13 protein-coding genes are annotated in these 22,581 nt (G+C 53.4%); 5 read left to right on the top strand and 8 right to left on the bottom strand.

The window, feature by feature from the left end; all coding sequences use genetic code 11:
- Positions 1-134: 134 nt before the first annotated feature.
- The 5 genes from ACGHAD_RS01250 to ACGHAD_RS01230 are packed head-to-tail and all read right to left on the bottom strand — an operon-like array spanning position 135 to position 5,397.
- Positions 135-1,373 carry an ABC transporter permease gene (locus ACGHAD_RS01250; protein WP_339616994.1) on the bottom strand — a complete coding sequence of 413 codons (1,239 nt, stop codon included), beginning with the start codon at positions 1,371-1,373 and terminating at the stop codon, positions 135-137.
- Positions 1,370-2,593 (bottom strand): efflux RND transporter periplasmic adaptor subunit, encoded by a 1,224-nt coding sequence (locus ACGHAD_RS01245; RefSeq protein WP_382414159.1) that lies wholly within the window; start codon positions 2,591-2,593, stop codon positions 1,370-1,372. The genes ACGHAD_RS01250 and ACGHAD_RS01245 overlap by 4 nt, the downstream gene beginning before the upstream one ends.
- A complete protein-coding gene (locus tag ACGHAD_RS01240) occupies positions 2,590-3,762 on the bottom strand; it encodes an efflux RND transporter periplasmic adaptor subunit (protein WP_382414157.1) in 1,173 nt (390 codons plus the stop codon). The genes ACGHAD_RS01245 and ACGHAD_RS01240 overlap by 4 nt, the downstream gene beginning before the upstream one ends.
- Positions 3,759-4,715 (bottom strand): HlyD family secretion protein, encoded by a 957-nt coding sequence (locus tag ACGHAD_RS01235; RefSeq protein WP_382414155.1) that lies wholly within the window; start codon positions 4,713-4,715, stop codon positions 3,759-3,761. Before ACGHAD_RS01235 ends, ACGHAD_RS01240 begins: the two co-directional genes overlap by 4 nt.
- The gene (locus ACGHAD_RS01230) at positions 4,696-5,397 is read right to left on the bottom strand and encodes an ABC transporter ATP-binding protein (RefSeq protein ID WP_382414153.1); all 702 of its coding nucleotides are present in this window, start codon (positions 5,395-5,397) and stop codon (positions 4,696-4,698) included. Before ACGHAD_RS01230 ends, ACGHAD_RS01235 begins: the two co-directional genes overlap by 20 nt.
- A 368-nt stretch (positions 5,398-5,765) precedes the next feature.
- Between ACGHAD_RS01230 and lysA the strand changes: the two genes are divergently transcribed.
- From lysA to xerC, 4 genes are all read left to right on the top strand, one after another.
- On the top strand, positions 5,766-7,013 hold the full coding sequence (lysA, locus tag ACGHAD_RS01225; RefSeq protein WP_382414151.1) for a diaminopimelate decarboxylase: 1,248 nt from the start codon (positions 5,766-5,768) through the stop codon (positions 7,011-7,013).
- A gap of 77 nt (positions 7,014-7,090) precedes the next feature.
- Positions 7,091-7,921: a diaminopimelate epimerase gene (gene dapF / locus ACGHAD_RS01220; protein WP_382414149.1), complete on the top strand. Its 831-nt coding sequence runs from the start codon at positions 7,091-7,093 to the stop codon at positions 7,919-7,921.
- Position 7,922: 1 nt separating this feature from the next.
- Entirely contained in the window at positions 7,923-8,615 is a 693-nt protein-coding gene (locus ACGHAD_RS01215; protein WP_382414148.1) for a DUF484 family protein, read from the top strand.
- 44 nt (positions 8,616-8,659) lie between these two features.
- Positions 8,660-9,598: a tyrosine recombinase XerC gene (xerC, locus tag ACGHAD_RS01210; RefSeq protein WP_382414146.1), complete on the top strand. Its 939-nt coding sequence runs from the start codon at positions 8,660-8,662 to the stop codon at positions 9,596-9,598.
- A 195-nt stretch (positions 9,599-9,793) separates the two neighbouring features.
- Here the strand turns inward: xerC and ACGHAD_RS01205 are convergent, their stop codons facing one another.
- From ACGHAD_RS01205 to ACGHAD_RS01195, 3 genes are all read right to left on the bottom strand, one after another.
- The gene (locus ACGHAD_RS01205) at positions 9,794-11,185 is read right to left on the bottom strand and encodes a DUF1552 domain-containing protein (RefSeq protein ID WP_382414144.1); all 1,392 of its coding nucleotides are present in this window, start codon (positions 11,183-11,185) and stop codon (positions 9,794-9,796) included.
- 17 nt (positions 11,186-11,202) lie between these two features.
- The gene (locus ACGHAD_RS01200) at positions 11,203-17,622 is read right to left on the bottom strand and encodes a starch-binding protein (RefSeq protein WP_382414142.1); all 6,420 of its coding nucleotides are present in this window, start codon (positions 17,620-17,622) and stop codon (positions 11,203-11,205) included.
- Positions 17,623-18,229: 607 nt separating this feature from the next.
- A complete protein-coding gene (locus ACGHAD_RS01195) occupies positions 18,230-19,861 on the bottom strand; it encodes an alpha-glucosidase (RefSeq protein WP_382414140.1) in 1,632 nt (543 codons plus the stop codon).
- Positions 19,862-20,131: 270 nt separating this feature from the next.
- On the opposite strand from ACGHAD_RS01195, the gene ACGHAD_RS01190 reads away from it, so the two are divergent.
- The gene (locus tag ACGHAD_RS01190) at positions 20,132-22,537 is read left to right on the top strand and encodes a glycoside hydrolase family 15 protein (protein WP_382414138.1); all 2,406 of its coding nucleotides are present in this window, start codon (positions 20,132-20,134) and stop codon (positions 22,535-22,537) included.
- Positions 22,538-22,581 lie beyond the last annotated feature (44 nt).

Raw genomic sequence — 22,581 nt, 5'->3', positions numbered from 1 at the left:
CACGGCCTCGCGCGCCGCTAGCGAGCAAGCGCTCTGTAAATTACGACGCGAACCGGTAGAGTTTGCAAAATCCGGCGATAGAAGATCAGCGCAAAAAGGTAGGAGGTGCGCCGGCACTTGGCCGGCGCACAGGTTTAATCGTGCTGCAACGCTGTGATCGGGTCGAGCTGTGAGGCTTTAATCGCCGGGTAAATACCAAAAATCAAACCTGTGGCGGTACAAAACAACACCGCGACCACCACCGCATTTAACGACCAGGCTACAGGCCAGCCGGCAAAAGTCGAGATCACCGCCGCCAAGCTAAAGCCGAGCACAATGCCCAGCAAGCCACCAATACCGGCGATGGTGACACTCTCGATAATAAACTGGTCGCGCACGTTTTTTTCAGTGGCGCCAATGGCACGCAGTAGGCCAATCTCATTGGTGCGCTCCAGCACCGTCGCCAGCATAATATTCATAATGCCGATACCACCCACCAGCAGCGAGATTCCCGCCACACAGGACATAATAATGTTAAAGATGCGCTGGGTTTGCTCGTGCTGATTAAGCAGCTCGGCGGGCACCACAATATTGTAGTCCTGCTCTTGGCCGTGCCGCCGGTCAAGCAAATGGCCGAGGTTTTTAGCGGCCACCTGAGGGCTAATGCCGGGGCTTAACTCAACCCTAAATGCATCGATCTCCGAGGCCATATCGCGAAAGTCAAAACGCTTTAAGGCCGTCTCAAGGGGCATATAAATACGGTTATTTTCACCGGACAACTGCACGCCCTGAAAATTATCTTTACTCAGGTTTTTGCTTTTCAGTACCCCCACCACCTCCAGCCACAGATGGTTAATTTTAAGGGTCTGCCCGACAGCATCGCCACGGGGAAACAATTGATTAGCCACCGCAGTACCGATCACCACCACCTGACGATAATAGCGGTTGTCGTCATCCGTTAGCCAACGGCCGCGATCCACCTGCAAACTGCCCAACTCACTTAAGCTTGGTGTCACGCCTAAGACCTCACTGTCGCTGTCAGCATTGCGGCTAAACAGCGCGTACACCTCGATTTTTTTCTCGGCACTGTAGTTAAGCGCAAAGGGCAGCGTCTCCATACTGGCGCGCACATCTTGCAGCGATAGCCCCACCGAGTGCTTACGCACATCGCGCAAGCGCTCGCCATAAATAGACTTTTCTTCAACCAACACATTGCGCAGCCCCATAGATTCGATCAACTGCAGGGCTTCTTTTTCGGCGCCTTCACCGACGCTGACCATGGCAATAACGGCCCCCACCCCAAAGATCATGCCCAGCAAGGTTAAAAAGGTGCGCAAACGGTGAAACCACAGCTGCTCTAACGCCTCTAAGAAGCTTTCTTTTAATTTCTTCACAAGGTTTCTCCCGCGGGCTTCAGTAACGCCACTTCATCACCAGCGGTTATTCCCGCGACCACTTCAGTTTGGGTGAGGCTGCGCAACCCCGTTTTGATAACCTGACGGACAAACCCGCCGCCGCGCTTTACGTAAACCCAGGATTCATGTTCATCTTTAAATACGGCTTGGTTGGGGATGCTCAACGCATTATCTTTATGCGCAACCCTAACGTCGCCTTCAAGCTTTTGCCCCGGGCGCATAAAACTCGGGTCGGACTGATCCAGTGCTACGGTCACCTCAAAATATTTGGTGGGGCTGCGGGTGTCCCGTGGCGCGGCAATATTGGCCAGCGCCACCACTTTACCGGTGAGCGGTCTATCGGCGTAGGCGTCCAGTAAAATCTCGGCGTTTTGACCAATCTCAATTCCGGCGGCCTCGGTCTCGAGTACATAAAGGCGTGCTTGTAGTTTTTCTAAACTCGGAATCGAGCTCAACTTAGAGCCGGGCCATAATGTTTGGCCGGCGCGGACTTTTTCTCCACGCCAGTTTTTGGCGTGAATCAAAATACCACCAACCGGTGCCAGCACTTCTAGGTGCTCCAGTGCCCCCTGACGCAGTTTTATTTTATCTTGGTAGTTTTTGCCCTCAAGGCTTAACAATTGTAGCTGCGCCTCGCCCTGCGTTTTTTGCGAGCTTTGGCGCCAGTCGAGATAATCCTGTTGCGCGGCCAAATAATCTTTGCTTAACAATTGATCGATGATTTCATTCTTTGAGTAGACGGTTAAATCGTCCACACTAAAGCGCTCGACCATTGCCTTCTCTTGCGCGACCTCACCGGCTTGCTGAACAATGGCAAACTGGTTCTGTCCCAAGCCACGCGAGGTTACATCGCGCGATAATGAATTTTTGGCAAGCTCAAGTTCGGCGCGCTGTTTTTCAAGCTCGTGCTCAGTGCCATCAAAGCGAGCCACGACGTCGCCGGCGCTAACCCGACTGTTCTCCTCTTTCATCCACGCCAAGGTTAACCGGCCCCGGTTACCCGACGGGGCGTTGATGGTCACCTCTTCGGCCGAGATTAACTCGCCCTTGGCCGGCACGCTAAACTCAAAAGGCTTAGGAGCGACAACCATGGTTAAGGTCGTCGACTCTTGCTCGCTGGAGCAGGCCATCAGCCCCGTTAAAAAAATCATCGCCACACCGGGTGCTACCGCCCGCGTTAACTTACAGCGCCAACTCACAGCATCACCTCGTCGCCATTATTCAAACCCTCGGTAATAATCGCTTCGCCAGCTTGCCGCGCCGCTACTGTCACCTCTTGTTGGCGCTCGCCGGTTAAGCTTTTTACACGCACATAGGCTTTATCGTCCCGATACATTAACGCTTGTTGGGGCAGTGCCACGGCATTTGGCTCAATGCGCTGCACGATCGACAAGCGTGCCGCCATCCCCGGCCGCATCGCATCGGTGTCGGGGTTATCAATACGGACGACAGCATCAAACACTTTGCTGGGCTCGCGGCGCGACTTTAAGCGCACAATTCGCCCCAGCGAATCCACCTTGCCGGTAAACGTGCGTTCGGGTACTGCATCTAACTTAATTTCTACCCGGTCACCGGCGCTAACTTTGTGGGCAATCTGTTCGTCGACGGTGGTTTCGATAATTAAGCTCTCTAAATCAGGTAGCTCAATCACTTTTTGAATCACCGAAAACTGATCGCCTTCAGCGGGCTTATCGCCTTCGTTGTTAGGTTTATAAACCACAATGCCAGGGCGCGGCGCTTGAATTTGCATCTCTTCGATGGCGTCCTGCTGTTCATTTACCTCCGAGGTTAAGCGCGACACTTCGCTTTCGGTAATTTCGCGGTCGACCGCCATTTGGCTGATACGGTTGGCGCGACGAAAATCCACCATGTCATAGTTCAGCTCGGCAATATGACGATCAATACGTAACTTCTCGACTTCTAAACGCGCCATCAAATCATCGACGTTACTCGATTTAAGGGTGGCTTTTTCCAGCTCCATTTTGGCTTCGGCCAAATCCAGCTCTAACTGTTCTCGCTCTTGCTTATTGTCCAACTCCTGGCTCTCTAAGCGCTGTTGCTCCGTGGCTAACGCGTTTTGCAAATCGCGCAAACGCGAGTGCTGCTGTTGCGCGTCAAAGGCCATAATACGGTCGCCCTTTTTGACCCACGTGCCCTCAGGTATTAAATAAGAAAGCTTATATTGCCAAGTGTATTTTACTTTGGGTGGGCCGATCTCGATGGTGCGCGCCGACGCCAACTCGCCAGTGGTTTGAATCGCCAACGGAATATCCGATTTACTGACGGTTAGCGTCGGCTCACCGCTGCCACCACAGGCGCTTAGCAATACCGCCAGTACAGCAACCGTAAATACTCGGGCAAAAGTCATGGCGAGCCCTCCGGGCTAACTTCTACTAATACACTCATACCGGGCAACAATCCCAATGATTTTTTATTGTCAAAGCGAATATCGACATCGATATAACCTGAATCGCCCCAGTGGTTTTTCGGTTCGGCTTGCTTGCCGATACGCTCAATAACACCGGCTACCTGGAGTGTCGGGCGGGCATCAAAACCGATACTGACCTGTTGCACTTCATGGACTTGGGCAATGTCTACCTCATTAAGCCAAGCGCGCACATGCAAGTCGTCGGTGGAGGGGATCTCCAGCACACTAAAGCCGCGCTCGACCGAATCACCCTGGCGAATTTTATTGCGGGTCCAAGGGTGATCGACGTACATAGCGGTGCCCGATCGCGCGCTGTATTGCGTCATGCTATCAAGCATTAACTGCACCCGGCGCAGCTCATTTTTAGCGCCGGCAATCTCCACTTGGCTGCGCTGTTTTTCAGCGACAACATCTTCTTTTTTTACGGCCAACGCTTTGCGGGTTTCCACCTCATCGTTTATGGCTTGGGTGAGCGCCAACTGATATTGCTCGTACTGCAACTCACTTAACAGCTCACTGGGAATACCGGCATCGAGCTTGGCTTTTTTTAAGTTTAAAACCGCCACGTCATATAAGTGCTGCGCCTCTCTCAGCTCTAAATCTTGTATTAAGTCATTGCGCCGGCTCTCGGCTTTTACCTTGCGCAGGCCCTCTTCTAGTTGCTCCAGGTTGGCGGCAACACTGGCAGAATCGTATTGCACCACGGCATCGCCCGGCTCTACCCGGGTACCCTCTTCCACCATCCAGGCAATTTGTACTATCCATTCGTCGGTTTCCGGTGCAACAAACACTTGCGAGTCCCGCGCGGCTACCTCGCCGCTTAACAACAAAGGCTCGGCTAGCGCTGGCAAACTCAGCAGTGCCAGCAACAAACTACACAGTGCGGGACGCATTGATTTCTACCTTTTCTATTTGTCCATCGCGCATATGAATAACCTTTTGCGCGTACTCGGCAATTTCGGGCTCGTGGGTGACCAAGATGATGGTTTGCCCGGCGCGGTGTAGCTCCGAGAACAACTCCATAATTTCAACTGAGGTTTTACTGTCGAGGTTACCGGTGGGCTCATCGGCAAAGATAATTTTTGGGCGGTTCACCAAGGCCCGGGCAATAGCCACCCGCTGACGCTGGCCACCGGACAGCTCGTTGGGCACATGCTCTAGACGGTTTTCAAGATTGACCCGCGCCAACATATCGCGGGCGCGCTGGCGCGCATCGGCCGGGTCAATGTCGGAATATTTCAGCGGCAACATCACGTTGCGCACGATATTAAGCCGCGGCAACAGGTGAAACGACTGAAACACAAAGCCGATATCGCGGTTGCGCACCGCGGCCAGCTCGTCATCGCTCATGGTGCTGACCTCGCGCCCGCCCAGATGATAGCGACCGGAACTGGGCTGATCGAGGCAACCGAGAATATTCATCAGGGTGGACTTGCCCGAGCCCGAGGGCCCCATGATGGCAATAAATTCGTTTTCGGCGATCGCAAAGCTCACGCCCTGTAGCGCCGCCACGGATATCTCACCGCTGCGGTACTCTTTACGCAGGTTTTCCAGCTCTATTATAGTTTGGTTCAAAACGTTCATCCTGTAGGCCGCGCTGTCGAACACCCGATTATTGGGATAGATAGTAAAGGTGCAAGCTGCCGGAGTCCCTGTTGTACAATGTCGTATAATTCGTCGCAAGAAAGGAAATGCAAAGAATGTATACCAGAGTATAACCGCAACCGATTCGTATAATTGTTCCCGCCTGAGTCGGCGGTTATACTAGCCGTTTTGTTCGCCCACAACCTGTGACGAGTCTATGACCTATCTACGGCTTTTATGCGCCACCGCCCTGATTTGCCTGTGTACCGGCTGTGGCCAGCAGGGCCCGCTGTACTTGCCCGCTGAAGATTCCGCCCCATCAGAATCCACACCGGCAGATTAGTCCAAGAGAGAATCTTATGTCTTTTTTTACCGAGCGCAGCGCAGAGCTGTACGCTGAGGATATGCGTTTAAGCGACATCGCCGAGCAATATGGCACCCCTGCGTACGTTTATAGCCGCGCGGCCTTTACCCAGCACTACTTAGCCTATGCCCAGGCGCTGGGCCAGCACCCCGGCATGATTTGCTACGCCGTAAAAGCCAACTCTAATATCGCCCTACTCAACCTGTTGGCACGCTTAGGCGCCGGCTTTGATATCGTCTCGGGAGGCGAGCTAGAGCGGGTACTGACCGCCGGCGGCGACCCCAAGCGCATTGTCTTCTCGGGCGTGGGTAAAACCGCCGCCGAGATGGCCAAAGCACTGGCGGTGGGCATTCACTGCTTTAATGTCGAGTCCGAGGCGGAGCTAGAGCTGCTAAGCCAGGTCGCCGCAGAGAAGAGCCAAATCGCACGGGTATCCCTGCGTGTTAACCCGGACGTGGACGCCAAAACCCACCCGTATATCTCCACCGGGCTCAAAGAGAACAAGTTTGGCATCGATATTAACCGCGCCCCCGAGGTATATCGCCGCGCGGCCGAGCTGCCCAACATTGATATCCAGGGCATCGACTGCCATATCGGCTCGCAGTTAACCGAGCTGGACCCGTTTTTGGATGCCCTCGACCGGTTACTGGTGCTGGTGGATAACCTCAGCGCCGATGGCATTCAGATTAGCCACTTAGATTTGGGCGGCGGCCTGGGCGTCACCTACCGCGACGAGCAGCCACCCGAGGTGGCGACTTATATGGAGGCCATTAAAGCCAAAATCGGTGACCGCGAACTGGCGCTGATGTTTGAGCCGGGCCGCTCGATTGCCGCCAATGCCGGGGTATTGCTGACCAAAGTGCTCTACCTAAAGCCCACCGAGGCGCACAACTTTGCCATTATCGACGCCGCCATGAACGACAATATCCGCCCGGCGCTGTACCAAGCCTGGCAAGACATTCGCCAACTGGCGCCCTCTAAAGCCCAGACCAAGCGTTGGGACTTAGTCGGCCCGGTGTGCGAAACCGGCGACTTTTTAGGCAAAGATCGCGATTTAGCCCTCGCCCCCGGCGATTACCTCGCGGTGATGTCCGCCGGCGCCTACGGCTTTACCATGAGCTCGAACTACAACACTCGCGCCCGCGCGGTGGAGATCTTGGTGGACGGCGACCAAGTCCACGTAATCCGCGAGCGCGAGAGCTTTGTCGATATGATTCGCGGCGAGCATATCGTCGAGCAATAGCGCGGCATGGGCAAAGACCGGCCAATTACGATAATATGGCTGGTCTATCATTTAAGAAGTCAGCATCAGGAACCCCTATGCGATTGCGGTTTACTAAAATGCACGGCCTTGGCAACGACTTTGTTGTCATCGACGGCATCAGCCAGAAAATACGCCTTAGCGCCGACAAGGTGCGAGCGCTGGCCGACCGCAACTTTGGTATCGGTTGCGATCAACTGCTGCTGGTCGAAGTGCCCACCTCACCCGATGTGGATTTTTGCTATCGCATCTTTAACGCCGACGGCACCGAAGTCGAAAACTGCGGCAACGGCGCGCGCTGCTTTGCCCGCTTTGTGCGCGATCGCCGCCTGACCGGGAAAAATGTTATTCGGGTGCAAACCGCTTCGGGCGTTATGGTTCTCACCGTCGATGAAAATGACAACGTCAGCGTCGACATGGGCGTGCCAGTGCTGGAGCCTGCCGAGATCCCATTTACCGCCGACAATCGCGCGGTGGTTTACCCTCTTACGGTGGGCGATCACGACATCAGTGTATCGGCGGTCTCCATGGGCAACCCCCACGCGGTATACGTAGTCGATGACGTCGACAGCGCACCGGTAGAGAGCCTGGGCCCGCAAATAGAGTCTCATCCGCGTTTTCCCCGCCGGGTTAACGCCGGCTTTATGCAAGTAATAAACTCGGGCGCCATCAAACTGCGCGTTTACGAGCGCGGCGCGGGCGAGACCCTCGCCTGTGGCACTGGCGCTTGTGCCGCCGTCGTCGCCGGCCGGCTGCGGGGCATATTAGATGACAACGTCGATGTCGAGCTGCCCGGCGGTCACCTAAACATTCAGTGGGCCGGAGAAGGCCAACCGGTCATTATGATCGGCCCCGCGACCAGTGTATTTCACGGACAGGTCAAAATTTAATATGACGGACAACAGCGACAACACGCCTCCCATGCCAAGCGCCTCAGACGTGGTTCGCTACCTGATGGCGCACCCGCAGTTTTTTTCTGATCACCCGGCCCTGCTGGCCGAGATCGAACTGCCCCACGACAGTGGTACCGCCATCTCCCTCGTCGAGCGCCAAGTGGCGGTGCTGCGCGATCGCAACATGGATATGCGCCACCGCTTAAGCCATTTACTCGATAACGCCCGCGACAACGATCGCCTGTTTGATAAAACCAAACGGCTGATTTTAGAGCTACTAGAGGGGCGCGACTTAGGCGACATTATCGACGCGCTGCACTACAGCTTTGACAAAGAGTTTGGTATCCACTTTACCCGCACCTTGCTGTTTGGCGACACCGCTAGCATCGGAGGCTCACAGGCGCGCGTGGTTAGCTTAAAAGAAGCCCGCGATAACATTGGCGCACTGTTAAAAAGTAATCGCTCATTTTGCGGCAAGCTGGGCGACAAAGAAAAAGCGTATCTGTTTGGCGACGCTGCCATGCAGGTGGGCTCGGCGGCAACCGTACCGCTCAGCAACGGCCAAACCTTTGGCCTGCTGGTCATCGGCAACCGCGACCCTAAGTACTATCGCTCCAGTATGGGCACCTTGTTTTTAGCCTATATTGCCGAGGTGCTCAACCGCTTACTGCCGCGCTATTTGCCACAATAAAACGACGCAAAACATAACCTGCGGCGCCATCAAAGAGACGGCTTATGCTCACATCTGAAGCACTGCCACTAGAGTCTGAAGTCGAGGCCTTTACACAATACCTGCGGGTAGAAAAGCAACTCTCTGCCCGCACCCTAGACGCCTACCGGCGCGACTTGCGCAAACTGCAGCAATACGCCGAAACCCGCGGCCTAAACAACTTTAGCGCCATCAATCACCAAGAGCTGCGCCTGCTGCTCGCCCAGCAACACCGCACCGGCAGCGGCGGCAAAACCTTAGCGCGCTGGTTATCGGCGCTGCGCAGCTTTTTTCGCTTCGCCATAAAGCGCGGCTGGACGGACGCCAATCCCGCCGAGGGCCTACAGGCACCCAAATCACCCCAAAAATTGCCCAAAACGTTAGACGTGGATCAAGCCGGTCAATTTGTGCAACTGGATGGCGATGACTTTATCAGCCTGCGCGACGGTGCCATGGTCGAGCTAATGTACTCGTCGGGCTTGCGTTTAGCCGAGCTGGTGGGCAGTAACATTCACGATATCGATTTGGCTGGCGCCAGTATCCGGGTGACCGGTAAAGGTAATAAGCAGCGCGAGCTGCCCGTAGGGCGTTTTGCCATCGCCGCCGTTAAACGTTATTTAAGCGTCCGGGATTTACACGCTAACGCCAGCGAGCAAGCACTGTTTGTCAGCAAAAGAGGCAGCCGTATTAGTCACCGCAGTGTGCAAGCGCGGCTGGAGCAAATCAGTTTGCGCCAAGGCGTAGGTCAGCCCGTACACCCACACATGTTGCGCCATTCATTTGCCAGCCATATGCTCGAGTCCAGCTCGGATTTACGTTTGGTGCAAGAACTGCTAGGCCACGCCAACATCTCAACCACTCAGGTTTACACTCACTTGGACTTTCAACATTTGGCAAAAGTGTACGACAACGCTCATCCGCGAGCGCAACGGCGCCGCGATAGCGAAGATGATAAGCAAGATTAAATGACAGACAAAAAAAGGCGCGGCCAAAGCCGCGCCAACACAATACAAAGAAGAGAGCCCATGTATCTCTGTCACATTCACCGGAACGAATGCAGAGTTTTAGAGTAGTCAGCTTAATGCCCGGTTACAATGTTATGCATACGTATACAAAGCCCCGCACCGACTGAATACGTATGCAACCAAGCTCGCCCTTGGTCACACTACACCTCCGCTCCAGTGCGCTTCTGGCAAAGAATTTACCCCCATCAAGCGGGCAACATCGCCAAACAATTGGTGAGTCCCCCAGATACGTTGAGGGTCTGCATTACTGCCGTTGCCACAGTGGATAATCCGCCCGGTATTGAGCGCGCCACCGGCCCCCCCGGCTAAAGTGACCGAGCCTGCCGCGCCCCCGTGTTGAGAACCATCACCCACCTCAGAGAACATCACCACTAAGGTATCGTCCAGCAACCCTTTATGGTTCAGCTGCTCCAAAGTATAGGCCAGCAAGGAGTGATACCATCGCACCTGCGCGGTATGGGGAACATCGCCCGGCCGGTGGGATGCACTGTGGCTGGCGAACTCGTTGTACCAGCGCGTCATTGGCGTTACCGGGTCACCGTTCTGACTGGGCTTAATTCCCTGATCGAGCGCTTGCTGCGCCATTTGCCAACACTCGTCGTACGAGTAGTTAACCAGATTGCCATTTTCATCGCCTTTGGATAGCTGCAATGTTGCTACCCGATGTAAACCACAGGAAAACGCACCGACAATATTATCAATCTGCGCGCGGCATAAATGCGGAAACATTTGCCATTCGGTTTGACTCAACGCTTGCGTAGAATTGGCGTAGGGGTCCGATAAAACATCTGTACTAAAAAACGCGCATTCACCGACTTGCACGCCCGACTGATCTTTTAATCGTTTTAACGCGTTTTCATGAATGGCAAGTTTACTCCGGCGCGCGGTATCAAGCGTGGCATTTGCCAGCGAGTCAAAATCGTCCAAAATGGCCTCATAGATACGGCGCATCTCATCGGACTGCGGGCTATCCACATCGCCAATACCCAGCGCCAGCTTCGCCGCCACATCGCGCGGATCGTTATTGGGAATCGGTCGCTCAGTGGTACCCACATTACGTGGCTTAGAAATCATAATGTCCGACTTAGATCCGGTGCGCACGCCGAGGCTCAGCACACTCTCACTCCCGAGCTGCTCGGCAATTAAATGATCAATGCTAGCGCTGGAGGCGCTAATATCTTTATTACCCGTTAAAATACCACGCATATCGTTGTAGTGCGCACCGGCGCCCGAGCCGATATCCAGCGTTAAGTTTCTTAACACAATCAGGCGATCGTGCCAGTTAGCCAGAGGCCCCAAACCAAAACTCAACTCTTGCGAGCCGCCAATGCCGCCGTCAAATTGCGCCGGCCGCCAGTTGTATGGCACTACCCCGTTGGGGTAGTACAAAAACAAAACACGCTGGGCCCTACCGGTTTGGGCGTAGACGTTTTGCCCCAACATTTGTCCAGCAAAGGGCAGTAGCGCGCCAGTACGCGCCATATTAAGCAATAGCTTCCGCCGTGATCGGTTCGTTACTGTTGTCATGATAATTCTCCTATCGCTTAGCGGCGCTGAGTGAAGCTATCGGATAACACCAAATCTTTCAGCATGTCGCGCATGCCGCCCCCGTTTCGAAGATCCTGACTGTACGAACGAATAATAATTTCGTCGCTCAGTTTGTTTTCTTCACGCCCCACAAAATAGCGATAAAACTGCCGCGCAAAACAAGCCTCGCCCTGCCCGCTGCCGGCGATTAACGCGGCCAACTCGGCGATAGAATGATACGGTACCGCCTCGCTGTCCGGGTCCATAACGGTCTCGGGAGAGTACAAGCTTTTTATCGCGCCACTGGCGTCAATCTCTTGGGTTTCACCATTACCCAGAGTTTCGATGACCCGATACAAACCCTGACTGTCATAGCGCTCAAAGCCAAAGCCCACACCATCGATAAACTGGTGGCAGGCGCGGCAGGCGGGCTCTTGGGTGTGACGCGCCGTCGCCTCACGGTTACTGTCGTCATCTTCAAACTGAACATCAAAGTTGGCCGCAGCCGGAGGTGGAAACTCTTGGCACATGAGCATCTCCCGCACAAACACCCCGCGCTTAATGGGCGACGGATTCACCGTATTAGTACGCGAAGCTAAAAAGCTAGCGTGCCCCAATAAACCCGCGCCGGTGCGCGGATCATCGTTAGCGTAACGGCGCATCCCCCAACCTTCGGTTGTCTCCCCGGCGAGACCATAATGGTCAGCCACCAAATCATTCGCCTGGGTATACTCCGCCAACAGCAGCTCAGAGAAAGGCATATTTGATTCGATGTTATCGAGCACAAAGCGCACAGTTTCTTCTTGTAGTGCCACCACTAAATCGGGGTTATTAATCGCTGGGAATGGGTACTGGTTGTTAATAAGCCACCCCTTGATAAAGCGACGTAAACCGCGCTCGGCACGGGCATCGTCAAGCACATAGCTCAACGCGCTATTAATATCAAAGTCGCCATCGTCAGCCATATCCATCAGTACCGTATCGGGCGTAGTGGCCCAAAAGGTATAGGTGAGAGACGTCACCACCTCATAAGCGGACAGCTGGTATAGCCCCGATTCTGCATTTAGTTGCCCGAGCTCTGAGCGGTACATAAAATGCGGCGACATCAACATGGCTTGCAACGCACTGCGGCCGGCATCCTCATCGCTGAACAAGGCGAGATAGGCGTCGATCTCGCCGCTCTCGAGTGGACGACGAAACAAGCGCTTACCAAAGCGTTCGATGGCGCAACGCGCTTCTTGGCAACCGTCCGCCAATCCGCGAAAGGTATAGCGGGTTATCGCTTGTTCGGCGAGCTCTTTGGCGACCATTTGATAGCCCAGAGTACGATCGTAACCCGAGGTCAAATATGATGCGGTGGTAAAATTTCTATAGCGCCCATCCGCCGGCACGGTATCCATGATCTCAGCCGAGAAGTTAATATTAAACACGTCTCTTACGCTATTGAGATACTCCTCTTTGGTTAATAGGCGCAGGTTACGCGCATCAATAGCATTGCCCTCACACTCGGCACCATTGCAAACCGATTGCTCCCAGGCATCGGCAATAATCATCCTCGAGATTTCAAAAGCACAGTCGCTCTCGCTGGTACCGCTGCAACTGGTCGCGTTATCCATCGGCATAAAATCAGCGATATAATTGGCGAGTAAGCTTTGGTTCCAGGACTCACCTAAATTATTAATGGCAGTCGCGACCCCGCCATTACCATCATCACCGTGACAAGTCGCGCATTGCGCGGCGTAAAAATCTCTTCCCGCTTGATACTTACCGGACTGCCCGGCAAACACTGCCTGCACAGAAACATTGTGCTCGGGAATTAAAACCTGTACTCGACGGTCGCTAACCGACCCCACAATAAATGCCGCGCCATCGCCCTGCCAGCCGGTAAATTCAGTACCCAATGGCGCATCATCGGCGGTTACCGTCACCACACTTCCCACCGAAAAATCTCGCTCATTATTTTCGGTACTGCCGCCAATAACCGCCAGCCGAGCAATCTCGGCATTGTTTTCAATGTCGTCATCCCATGGCTGCAATTGGCCATTGCTGTAGCTAGACGACTGGGTAATATTATCGATATCAGCGGTTTGCTCACCGTTGCCGCCATTGTTAAAAACCACATTCACCGAGTCTTCAGGCAATAAGTCGGCATCGATCTGGTGGCTCCACCAACCATCGCCACCATTGGTCATCGCGACCCCTGGCCAATCAGCAAAAGGCTGATCGACGCCATTCACGGTTACCCACAGGTAGGCGTATACCGCGGGCCAGTTATCGCTGTTATCGTAGCGTAGAGATATCCCTTGCTCCGCCTCGACAAGATCGACACTCGCCGTTAAATCACCCACTTGTGCCGACACCGTTGCCGTTCCGTTCGCTAAGCGGGTCACTAAGCCTTGTTGATTCACACTGACGACATCATTGCCACGAGTGATGTGCCAACTCGCCTCGCCAAATAAATTCACTTTGGTACCATCGGTTCGTACTCCATAGACTACCAATTGCTGCTCTGCAGTCAGTGCGAGAGGGTTGGGTGAAATGGCGATAGCGCTCAGGGCGGTATCGATGTTGACCACCTCGATATTGACCGAGCTATCGTAGCCCCCCGCTTGAACCGTCAAACTCGCCACACCTGCAGACTCTGCTCGCAGGATGACTTCATTACCAGTAATCGACTCCACCGTTAAAATACCGGGGTTACTGGTCACGGCGGCAGTGATAGCCTCCACCGCATGATTAAAGCCATTGTTAAAAACGGCGGCAACGTTTGCCGTAACGGTATCACCTGGGTTGACGGTCTCAGCCACATTGACGTCAAGAGCTACCTGCTCCGCTCTGGGAGCGGCAATCCAATCATTAAAGAACGCAGCCGCTAAAGGATTCGTGTAGAGCGTTCCTTTCGGCATCCGATTGCCATCGCTAACCTGATAAATATGAACCAAGCTATCAGTAGGGCTAAAGGGTTTGATGCGATATTTACCACCGCTGGTCTGTACATTAAGCAGTTTCATCTGCGCCAGTGGGGTGTCGTAACGCATATCCATAAAACTACTGGAGTGACAGTGCGAGCAGTTAGTGTCTAGATATGCCTTTGCTCGCGCCGTTTGGTTCGCATTGGTATCAGTCAAGGCGCTAAACGCGGTAAAACTACGGGCCTCATCAATCACCGAGTCAAACATGCCAACATAGTTAAACGCATCGATCTGATTATCCGTTATGCCAGCGTAATCAAAATTGCGATTCAGCTGACGTGTATGTAGTGCCAACGGGTCGCGACTGCCGTTACCAGTGTGGCACGAGCCGCAATCGGCAGGAGCCTGTACAGCTCGCTCGCGGCCTTCGGCATCGGAGTCGGTAACGGTTGATGTTTGGGTAACCAACGTCGCCTCACTGTGTTCAGAATTCCAACGATAATTTGCCGCCTGCCAGTTTCCGGTTTCTTGGCGAAACAAAACCGACGTGGTAAAGGGCACTTGACCACCATCACTGGCACTAACCGTTTTGTGTTTAACCAAGACTGAACCGGCGGGAAGATCCCAATCCTCTGTTGCCGAAAAGTTAATAACCTCACCCTCGGGTACCACCATAAAATGCCGAACATGAGCACCATCAAACCAGCCTTGCACGTTAACGTCGTACTCAATCACACCATCAAGTGGTGTTAACGGTTGCAAGCTTGAGAATAACCCGGTATCCGATAGCCGCTCGGGAATACTCGCTCGCTCGGCATCATCATCTAGCAAACGATAAATTGTCGAGTTGCCGCCGTACTCAACACCGTAGGTCGATACCAATAACGACTCACCATCAGTACCGGTACCAAATGAGGCGATATTCTCAGGAAAAGCGTCACTCACGAGTGCCTTGTCTTCACCATCGGCAACCGCCCAAATCTTTTTGGTAACATAGTCACCAAACACAAATCGACCACTCAACCCTGGCAACGCATTGCCACGATAGACGATACCGCCAATAATGGAGCGACCGACAGGATGGTTATAGCCCTCCCGTGGAGGCTCGAAATCTGTGCTACAACTTTTAGCTGGGTCACCCCCTAAGTTGCCGCGATTGTCTCTGCCTTCACATACGGGCCAACCGTAATTTTTACCTTTTTTAATTAGATTGACTTCCTCAAAGCCCGCCTGACCGACCTCGGTTTCCCACAAGGTATAAGGCGCTTCAGAATCAAACGCCCAACGCCAAGGGTTGCGGTGCCCGTAGGACCAAATCTCCGGGCGAAAGCCTGCCACCCCTACAAAAGGATTATCGCTGGGTATGTCGTAGTACTTGCCGTTCACGGGTTGCTCGAGAGGGTTAATACGAATCATCGAGCCAAGTAAATTGCTCGTCACTTGAGCGTTATTGTTGGTGCGCGGGTCCTCCGCATACGAAGTCATAGCGCTATGACCGTAGGCACCATCGCCCACCCCTAGATAAAGGTAATTATCTTCTGGGCTAAACTGCAACATGCCACCTTTATGATCAGGACCCGGTTGCGCGATACGCAGAAGCTCTACACTCGACCCGGCTAGAACTTCTGTGGGGTTGTAAGGATCGTCGACAGTCCAACGCTGCAACACACCATCACCAAACTGGCCATTAGGCTCACGCTCATTGTCGTTAGTGCCATTAATATAGTAACCGTAAATAAAACCGTTAATGGCGTAGCTGGGATCAAAAGCAATGCTCAGCAAACCCTGTTCGTGATAATTTTTTACCTGACTCGATATATCCAACAGAGTTACCACATCCGCCGGCGTTACATCAGGCGTATCCGGAAACGCATAAACCACGCCTAGTTTATCGACAACAAACATTAAGCCACTGGTCATTTCGGGCGTAATCATAACCGGTGACATAAACTGATTAGTCAGATTTGGATAGGCAACTTCAAAGCGATAATTGCCCTGAGAAACACGACCGACGATGGGAAAGTTATGCGGCTGCGCAAGTACCGGTCGCTGATTCATCCCCGGTACATCCCCGCTGCTCAATACCGTGACCTGTAATGAGTCCGTAACGGTATTTCCTGCCGCGGTGGTTAGAGTCAGTGTAACAGTAGACACTCCCTCCGCTTCGAAGGCGGGGCTCATTACCTGCTCACCAAGCAAATCTTCCGCCCACTGCGCACTACTCCAGCGAGCCTCTTGATAGGGTCCACTGGATGCAGCGGCCGACAGTTCGAGACCATCTCCTACCGTAACAACCCGGTCTTCACCTGCATTGGCGACAGGAAGCTCCCCCGCAACATGTAATCCGCAATCGGCGAGATCGCGCCAGCCCTGAGCGCTGTAGCAAGCATCCCCGCTGTAGGTTAAATCTTCTGTCTGTTGATTGCCGGCATCATTAAAAATGATATTGACTGTGCTCGGCATCTCACCACTCAAATGCGGTGTCACATCAAAGCAATAGTGATCGCCAGTTTGTGTCATCGCATTGCCGGGCCAAGGTGCCGTCCCGGTTAGGGCACCATCGGGAACTGCTCCCCAGAGGTAAATATAAGGCTGCTGAAAATCGTTAGGGTTGGTAAAGCAAAGACTGTTACTGCTGACTTGATCAACATCGGGCGCGGGGTTAACTGTCAATGAGAAACTGTCGCTGGCCAGTTCATCGCTCTCTGAAACGGCCGTGGCGGTAACCGTGTAACTTCCTGCGGATGGTAAAATGGGCGATACAACATTATTGCCATTTATCACCGCAGGCCAAACATCGCTTGTCCACTCAACACTCGCGATTTCTCCATTGTTGGCGGTAGCTTTAAGCGTCACAGAGCTACCGGCATCAGTCGTTACGTTGTCACCGGCGTCAATAGCAAATGCGGGCATGTATGCGCTAAAGCCACAATCGGCTAAGCTCACCCACTGACTGCCAGAAAAGCAAGCATCCCCCGTCAACAATAGATCGCTTGTTTGATCCCCTTCATTATTGTGAAAAATAACATTAACTGATTCGGGAAGGGAGTCAGCTTGCAGCAATGGCGACAAATCAAGACAAAGGTAACCATTATTATCCGCTAGCTCATAGCCCGGCCACGCCTTGAGCTGGAACGTTGATACGGCGGGACGAGCATCCCAGAAATAAACATAACCCTGATTGTAATTGTTTGGATTCGCAAAACAAACGGAATGTTCGGCTATTGTCGTTTCAGGCTCTGGCTCAGCATCTGCCACGCTAATCTCGTGTGTTACATCATTAAAACGAATAATGTAGCGACCCGCCCCCGATGTCACTACATAGTCGTTTTGTGGATAGGCTTCGGTCCAATTATCAAAACGTGAAATCTTAAATCGAGGATTATCGTTGCCAAATACTTGCGTCGTTCGCCAGAGCTGAACATCTTCATCATAGGTTAATGCGGTAGCACCCCAGTTATTGGAGGTACCGCGCAGATACGCACTATCCCACTGCTGCGCCTCAGCGCTAACCGCCACAAGCATACTTGAAACAGCAAAAAGAAGACCACAACGAAAACAGCGCTGCATACTAGCGATTATGCGATTGTTATAAATCATAGCAATCTACCCAGTCATTATTATTAGCGCTGTAACAGGCGCCATTATTGGAAGAACACGCTCAATACCGTCAGAGCAAAAAATTTTCAAATAAACTTGCGGGAAAAATACCGTTAAAGGTATTTTTTAGGCACGTAATTTCCCGAAATAACTTCACTAGGCGTTAATATCGATCTGTACAACTGTCATTAGATAAAACTAGGCCGGGCGGCCTCATATCAAGCGATAAATTAACGCCTTATAAAGTTCACTGGAAAATAATGTCAGCGTGAGTGCTGTTTATAAAAAAGAGAAATTACTGAAAGGTTCAGGAAGATATTCATGTGCGCCCTCGTTATTATTTATGGCTGCGATTTTATCTCTATCATCCAAGACTATGGACAGTGCAGTTTTTGTTCAACATGAATACGTATGCAATAACGCTTATTTGTCAAAAGCTATGACGAGGTATTTTAGGCAGGAGAATAAATTATAGTGCGGCATTAACCGAAGAAGGGAAGGGCCCGCTGCTATGCACAGCGAGCCTAGATGTTTAACGAGTAAGCGCAGCGAAGTAGGCGTCGAATGGAGCTAAAAGCAATGCATCCTCTTGTAGCTGACCCGAAAACCCATGACCACTTACTGGGGTTATCTCGCCCTCGTCACACAGCGCCCGAGTGCACTCTGTACTCACTGATTGCGACGACAAATTAAAAACCGCCAATAATGTTTGTTCAGCGGTAGCGCGGGTAAACGCTAATAGGTTCTCACCTAAATCGTAAAATTTAATATCACCCCACAAAAGTGCAGGCTGCTGTTTTCGCCAATCGGTAAAAGTCCGATAGGCATTCAGCACCGAGTCGGGCGCTTCATCTTGAATCGATACCGCGCGGGCCAAATGTTCTTGCGGCACAGGTAACCAAGGTGAGCTATCGGTAAAACCACCGGCCACACCGTTACTCCAAGGCATCGGCGTGCGGCATCCATCGCGCCCCTTAAACCGTGGCCAAAAAGCAATACCGTACGGGTCTTGCAGCTGATGCTGATCGATATTCGCCTCAGTTAAACCCAACTCTTCGCCTTGGTAGCTGCAAATGCTGCCACGCAATGAAAACAACATCGCGTTGAGAACTTTTGCCAGTGCCGGCGAAGCGCTATCGCCCCCCCAGCGGCTAAGGACACGGGCCACATCGTGATTGCCAATCGCCCAGCAGGGCCAGCCTTCACCCAGACCTTGCTCTAAAGTTTCGACAGTATGGCGAATGTACGCGGCCGAAAACTCTTCCGACAACAGCTCAAAACTGTAAGTCATATGCAAACGCTTGTCGCCTTGGGTGTATTCGGCCATGGTGGCGAGAGAATCTTCCGAGGAGATTTCACCCAGAGTTACCGTGCCCGGATACCGATCCATCAAGCAGCGAATCTCTTGCATAAACTCAAGATTCTCGGGCTGGGTGTTATCAAAAAGGTGGCGCTGAAACGCGTAAGGATTGTCCTCGCTAAAGCCACGACCTTTGCGCTCGGCGGCAGGTTTTGCCGGATTGTTACGCAGCTGTTTATCGTGAAAACAAAAATTGATGGCATCCAAACGTAAACCATCGACGCCGCGCTTTAGCCAAAATTCCACCTCGGCCAAAATTGCCGCGCGCACATCGGGATTATGAAAATTGAGGTCGGGTTGGCTTTTTAAAAAGTTGTGCAGATAGTACTGCTCGCGGCGCGGCTCCCACTCCCACGCGCAGCCGCCAAAAATAGCCAGCCAGTTATTGGGAGGCGTGCCGTCCTCACTTGGGTCGGCCCACACATACCAATCGGCTTTGAGGTTATCTTTTGATTCGCGGCTTTCCTGAAACCAGGCGTGCTGATCGGAGGTATGGCTCAGCACCTGATCGATAATCAGCCGAATGTCACGCTTGTGTGCCTCGGCGATTAAACGATCGATATCGTCCAGCGTGCCGAACAGCGGGTCGACGTCCCGGTAATCGCTAATGTCGTAACCAAAGTCTTTCATGGGCGAGCGAAAAAACGGCGACACCCAAATAGCATCCACCCCCAGGCTTGCGATGTAATCGAGCTTGTCGATAATGCCGGCAATATCACCCACACCGTCACCATTACTGTCCATCAATGAACGGGGGTAAACCTGATAGATAATGGCGCCGCGCCACCAAGGAGTGTTTTGCATGATACATCCTAAAAGTTCGGGTCCGTGGGGCTCACAAGAGCCTCCGGCATTCGTTATTGTCAATTCACCTATAACAGGCCTAGAAAAGACTAATTCACCCGCTGGAACACGCGCAAGCCACTGCATTCGTATGCAGCGCAAATTGGCTATGAATACGTATGTATTTGGTTGCCGCCCCCTCTGGGCTCGATTATCTTGGACGTCAATGCCCTATTTTGCGCCGCACGACCCCGCTAAGTGACGGGCTTAAAATGATAAGAGAGATGTAACATGACCCTTGGCAAATTACTCCCCAGCCTAATTGGCAGCATCGCCGTAGCGACCCTTACAGCGTGTAACGATACCTCCAGCCACGACCCGGTAAATGACGAAGCCGTATCGGTCGCCCCCAACGCACCCGGGGCGCCGCCCACTTGGGCTTATTCGGGCAAAACCGGCATCGGCACCAGCTACGAGCAGTACCACAACGGCGAGTACAGCGACCAAGCCGCCACCGGCGCAGTGTCTAAGGTATGGTTTTCGCTGGCCCAAGGTATTGTGACCGAAACCATGTACGGGCTGATTCACGAGGCACAAATTAAAGACATGCAGTTTGTGGTGAGCGGCCCGGGGTTTGTGGACTTAGAGCAAGACGCCACTACCACTGAGATTGAGTATTTACACACCGACGCCGAGGGGCGTCCGCTATCGCTCGCCTATAAAATCACCAATACCGATAAAGACGGGCAGTACAAAATTGAGAAGCAGCTCGTCACCGACCCTCAACACAACACACTACTACAGCGAGTAACGTTTACCGCGCTCGCCGATGACATTACCGCACACTTAGTCGTCAACCCGCACATCGCCAACACCGGCACCGGCGACACTGCCCATGGTGACGGCCACTACTGGTACGCCAGTGAAGGCGACACCAGCATGGTGATTACCACGCAAGCCGAGGTGCAAGGCTCGGTCGGGTTTGTCGGCACCTCCGATCTATGGAGCGATTTGGCCGATGGCTCGCAGGAGCATTTTTACCGCTCTACCGGCGCGGTACCGGGCAATGTCAGCATTGCCTTAACCCTTCCCACCCTGAGCAACACCAGCGCCCAATGGGATTTTGCCTTAGGTTTTGGCGGCAGTGATAATGCGGCGCGCGAGCAAGCCGATGCATCGTTAAGCCGTGGCTTTAGTCAAGTATTGGCCGAGTTTAACGGTGCAGGCGAAGCCATCGGCTGGGAAGACTACATAGCCAGCCTTGAGGCATTACCCAACTTAAGTGCCAGCGCTACCGACGGCGGCAAATTAGCCTACGCCAGCGCCCTGGTGCTAAAAGCGCAAGAAGATAAAACCCACGCCGGTGCACTGATCGCCTCGCTGTCCAACCCCTGGGGCGACATCGTCCCCGCCACGCAATCATCCACCGGATACAAAGCCGTTTGGCCACGGGATTTTTATCAAGTTGCCATGGCCTTTTTAGCCTTGGGCGACACCCAAACCCCCGAGGTGGCATTTCGCTACCTGAAAAAAGTTCAAGTTGGCCCGCAAACGCCAGGCTATACCGGCGCGCCCGGCTGGTTTTTGCAAAAAACCCACGTCGACGGCACCCTTGAATGGTTCTCCGTGCAGCTTGATCAAACCGCCATGCCCATTATGCTTGGCTGGCGCTTATGGCAAGAGGGCATCTTAAATGATGCCGCTGCACGCCAGTGGTATCGCGATATGCTGCGTCCCGCGGCCGACTTTTTGGCCGATGGTGGCGATATCTCACTAGGCTGGAACACCACCAGCATCCACCCACCCTTTACCCAACAAGAGCGCTGGGAAGAACAAGAGGGACACTCCCCCTCCACCACCGCCGCCATTATCACCGGCCTTGTCAGCGCCGCCGAACTGGCCGAGCTGGCAGGCGAACCCGAACGAGCACAGCACTACTTAGCCCGCGCCGATGAATACGCCGACAAGCTCAAATCGCGTACCTTTACCACCGATGGCGCACTGGCAAGCAAAGGCTCCGACGGCCGCTACTTTTTGCGCATTAACCGCAATGATGACCCCAGCGATGCCGCTAAACTGATGGATCGCAATGGCCAAGGGCCGCTAAATGAGAGCGAGATTGTCGACCCCGGCTTTTTAGAGTTGGTGCGCTACGGCGTGCTACCGGCCACCGATGCCGCCGTGCGCGACTCGCTGGATGAGATCGACAGCGCCGAACTGCCCGATTATTTACGGGTAAAATACGACTTTAGCAAAAATGGTCAACAATACTCTGGCTGGCGCCGCTACGGTGGCGACGGCTACGGCGAACGCACCGGCGATGGCACCGGTTACGCTATTGGCGGTAAAAATCACGCCGACCAACGCGGTCGCGTCTGGCCATTCTTAAGCGGCGAGCGCGGCCACTATGAGCTGGCTTACGCACTGGCGACCGACAATCAGAAAGCGGTTGCCGGATTGAGTAATACCTACGCCGGCGCGCTAGAGGCCTTTGCCAACGAGGGGCTAATGCTCCCGGAGCAAGTCTGGGACGGCGTGGGCAACAACAGCACGTACCAGTACGCCAAAGGCCAGGGCACTAACTCGGCGACACCGCTTGCCTGGACCCACGCCGAATACATTAAGCTGTTACGCTCACTCAATGACCGCCAAGTGTGGGATCATTACCCTGCAGTAGAAGAGCGTTACGAACCATAACAACACTAGGGGCGCAAAAATGCGCTGCCAACGATATAACAACA

It is taken from the genome of Gilvimarinus japonicus (assembly GCF_042847215.1).
GTDB lineage: Bacteria > Pseudomonadota > Gammaproteobacteria > Pseudomonadales > Cellvibrionaceae > Gilvimarinus > Gilvimarinus japonicus.
Note: the sequence above shows the minus strand (reverse complement) of the source record. Positions and strands in the feature narration are given on the sequence as shown.

Excerpts from the sequence above, each read along its gene's own strand:
- lysA (WP_382414151.1), top strand. The coding sequence starts at position 5,766 with ATGTCTTTTTTTACCGAGCGCAGCGCAGAGCTGTACGCTGAGGATATG.
- xerC (WP_382414146.1), top strand. The coding sequence starts at position 8,660 with ATGCTCACATCTGAAGCACTGCCACTAGAGTCTGAAGTCGAGGCCTTT.
- ACGHAD_RS01215 (WP_382414148.1), top strand. The coding sequence starts at position 7,923 with ATGACGGACAACAGCGACAACACGCCTCCCATGCCAAGCGCCTCAGAC.
- ACGHAD_RS01195 (WP_382414140.1), bottom strand. The coding sequence starts at position 19,861 with ATGCAAAACACTCCTTGGTGGCGCGGCGCCATTATCTATCAGGTTTAC.
- ACGHAD_RS01205 (WP_382414144.1), bottom strand. The coding sequence starts at position 11,185 with ATGACAACAGTAACGAACCGATCACGGCGGAAGCTATTGCTTAATATG.
- dapF (WP_382414149.1), top strand. The coding sequence starts at position 7,091 with ATGCGATTGCGGTTTACTAAAATGCACGGCCTTGGCAACGACTTTGTT.
- ACGHAD_RS01190 (WP_382414138.1), top strand. The coding sequence starts at position 20,132 with ATGACCCTTGGCAAATTACTCCCCAGCCTAATTGGCAGCATCGCCGTA.
- ACGHAD_RS01235 (WP_382414155.1), bottom strand. The coding sequence starts at position 4,715 with ATGCGTCCCGCACTGTGTAGTTTGTTGCTGGCACTGCTGAGTTTGCCA.
- ACGHAD_RS01240 (WP_382414157.1), bottom strand. The coding sequence starts at position 3,762 with ATGACTTTTGCCCGAGTATTTACGGTTGCTGTACTGGCGGTATTGCTA.
- ACGHAD_RS01200 (WP_382414142.1), bottom strand. The coding sequence starts at position 17,622 with ATGCTTGTGGCGGTTAGCGCTGAGGCGCAGCAGTGGGATAGTGCGTAT.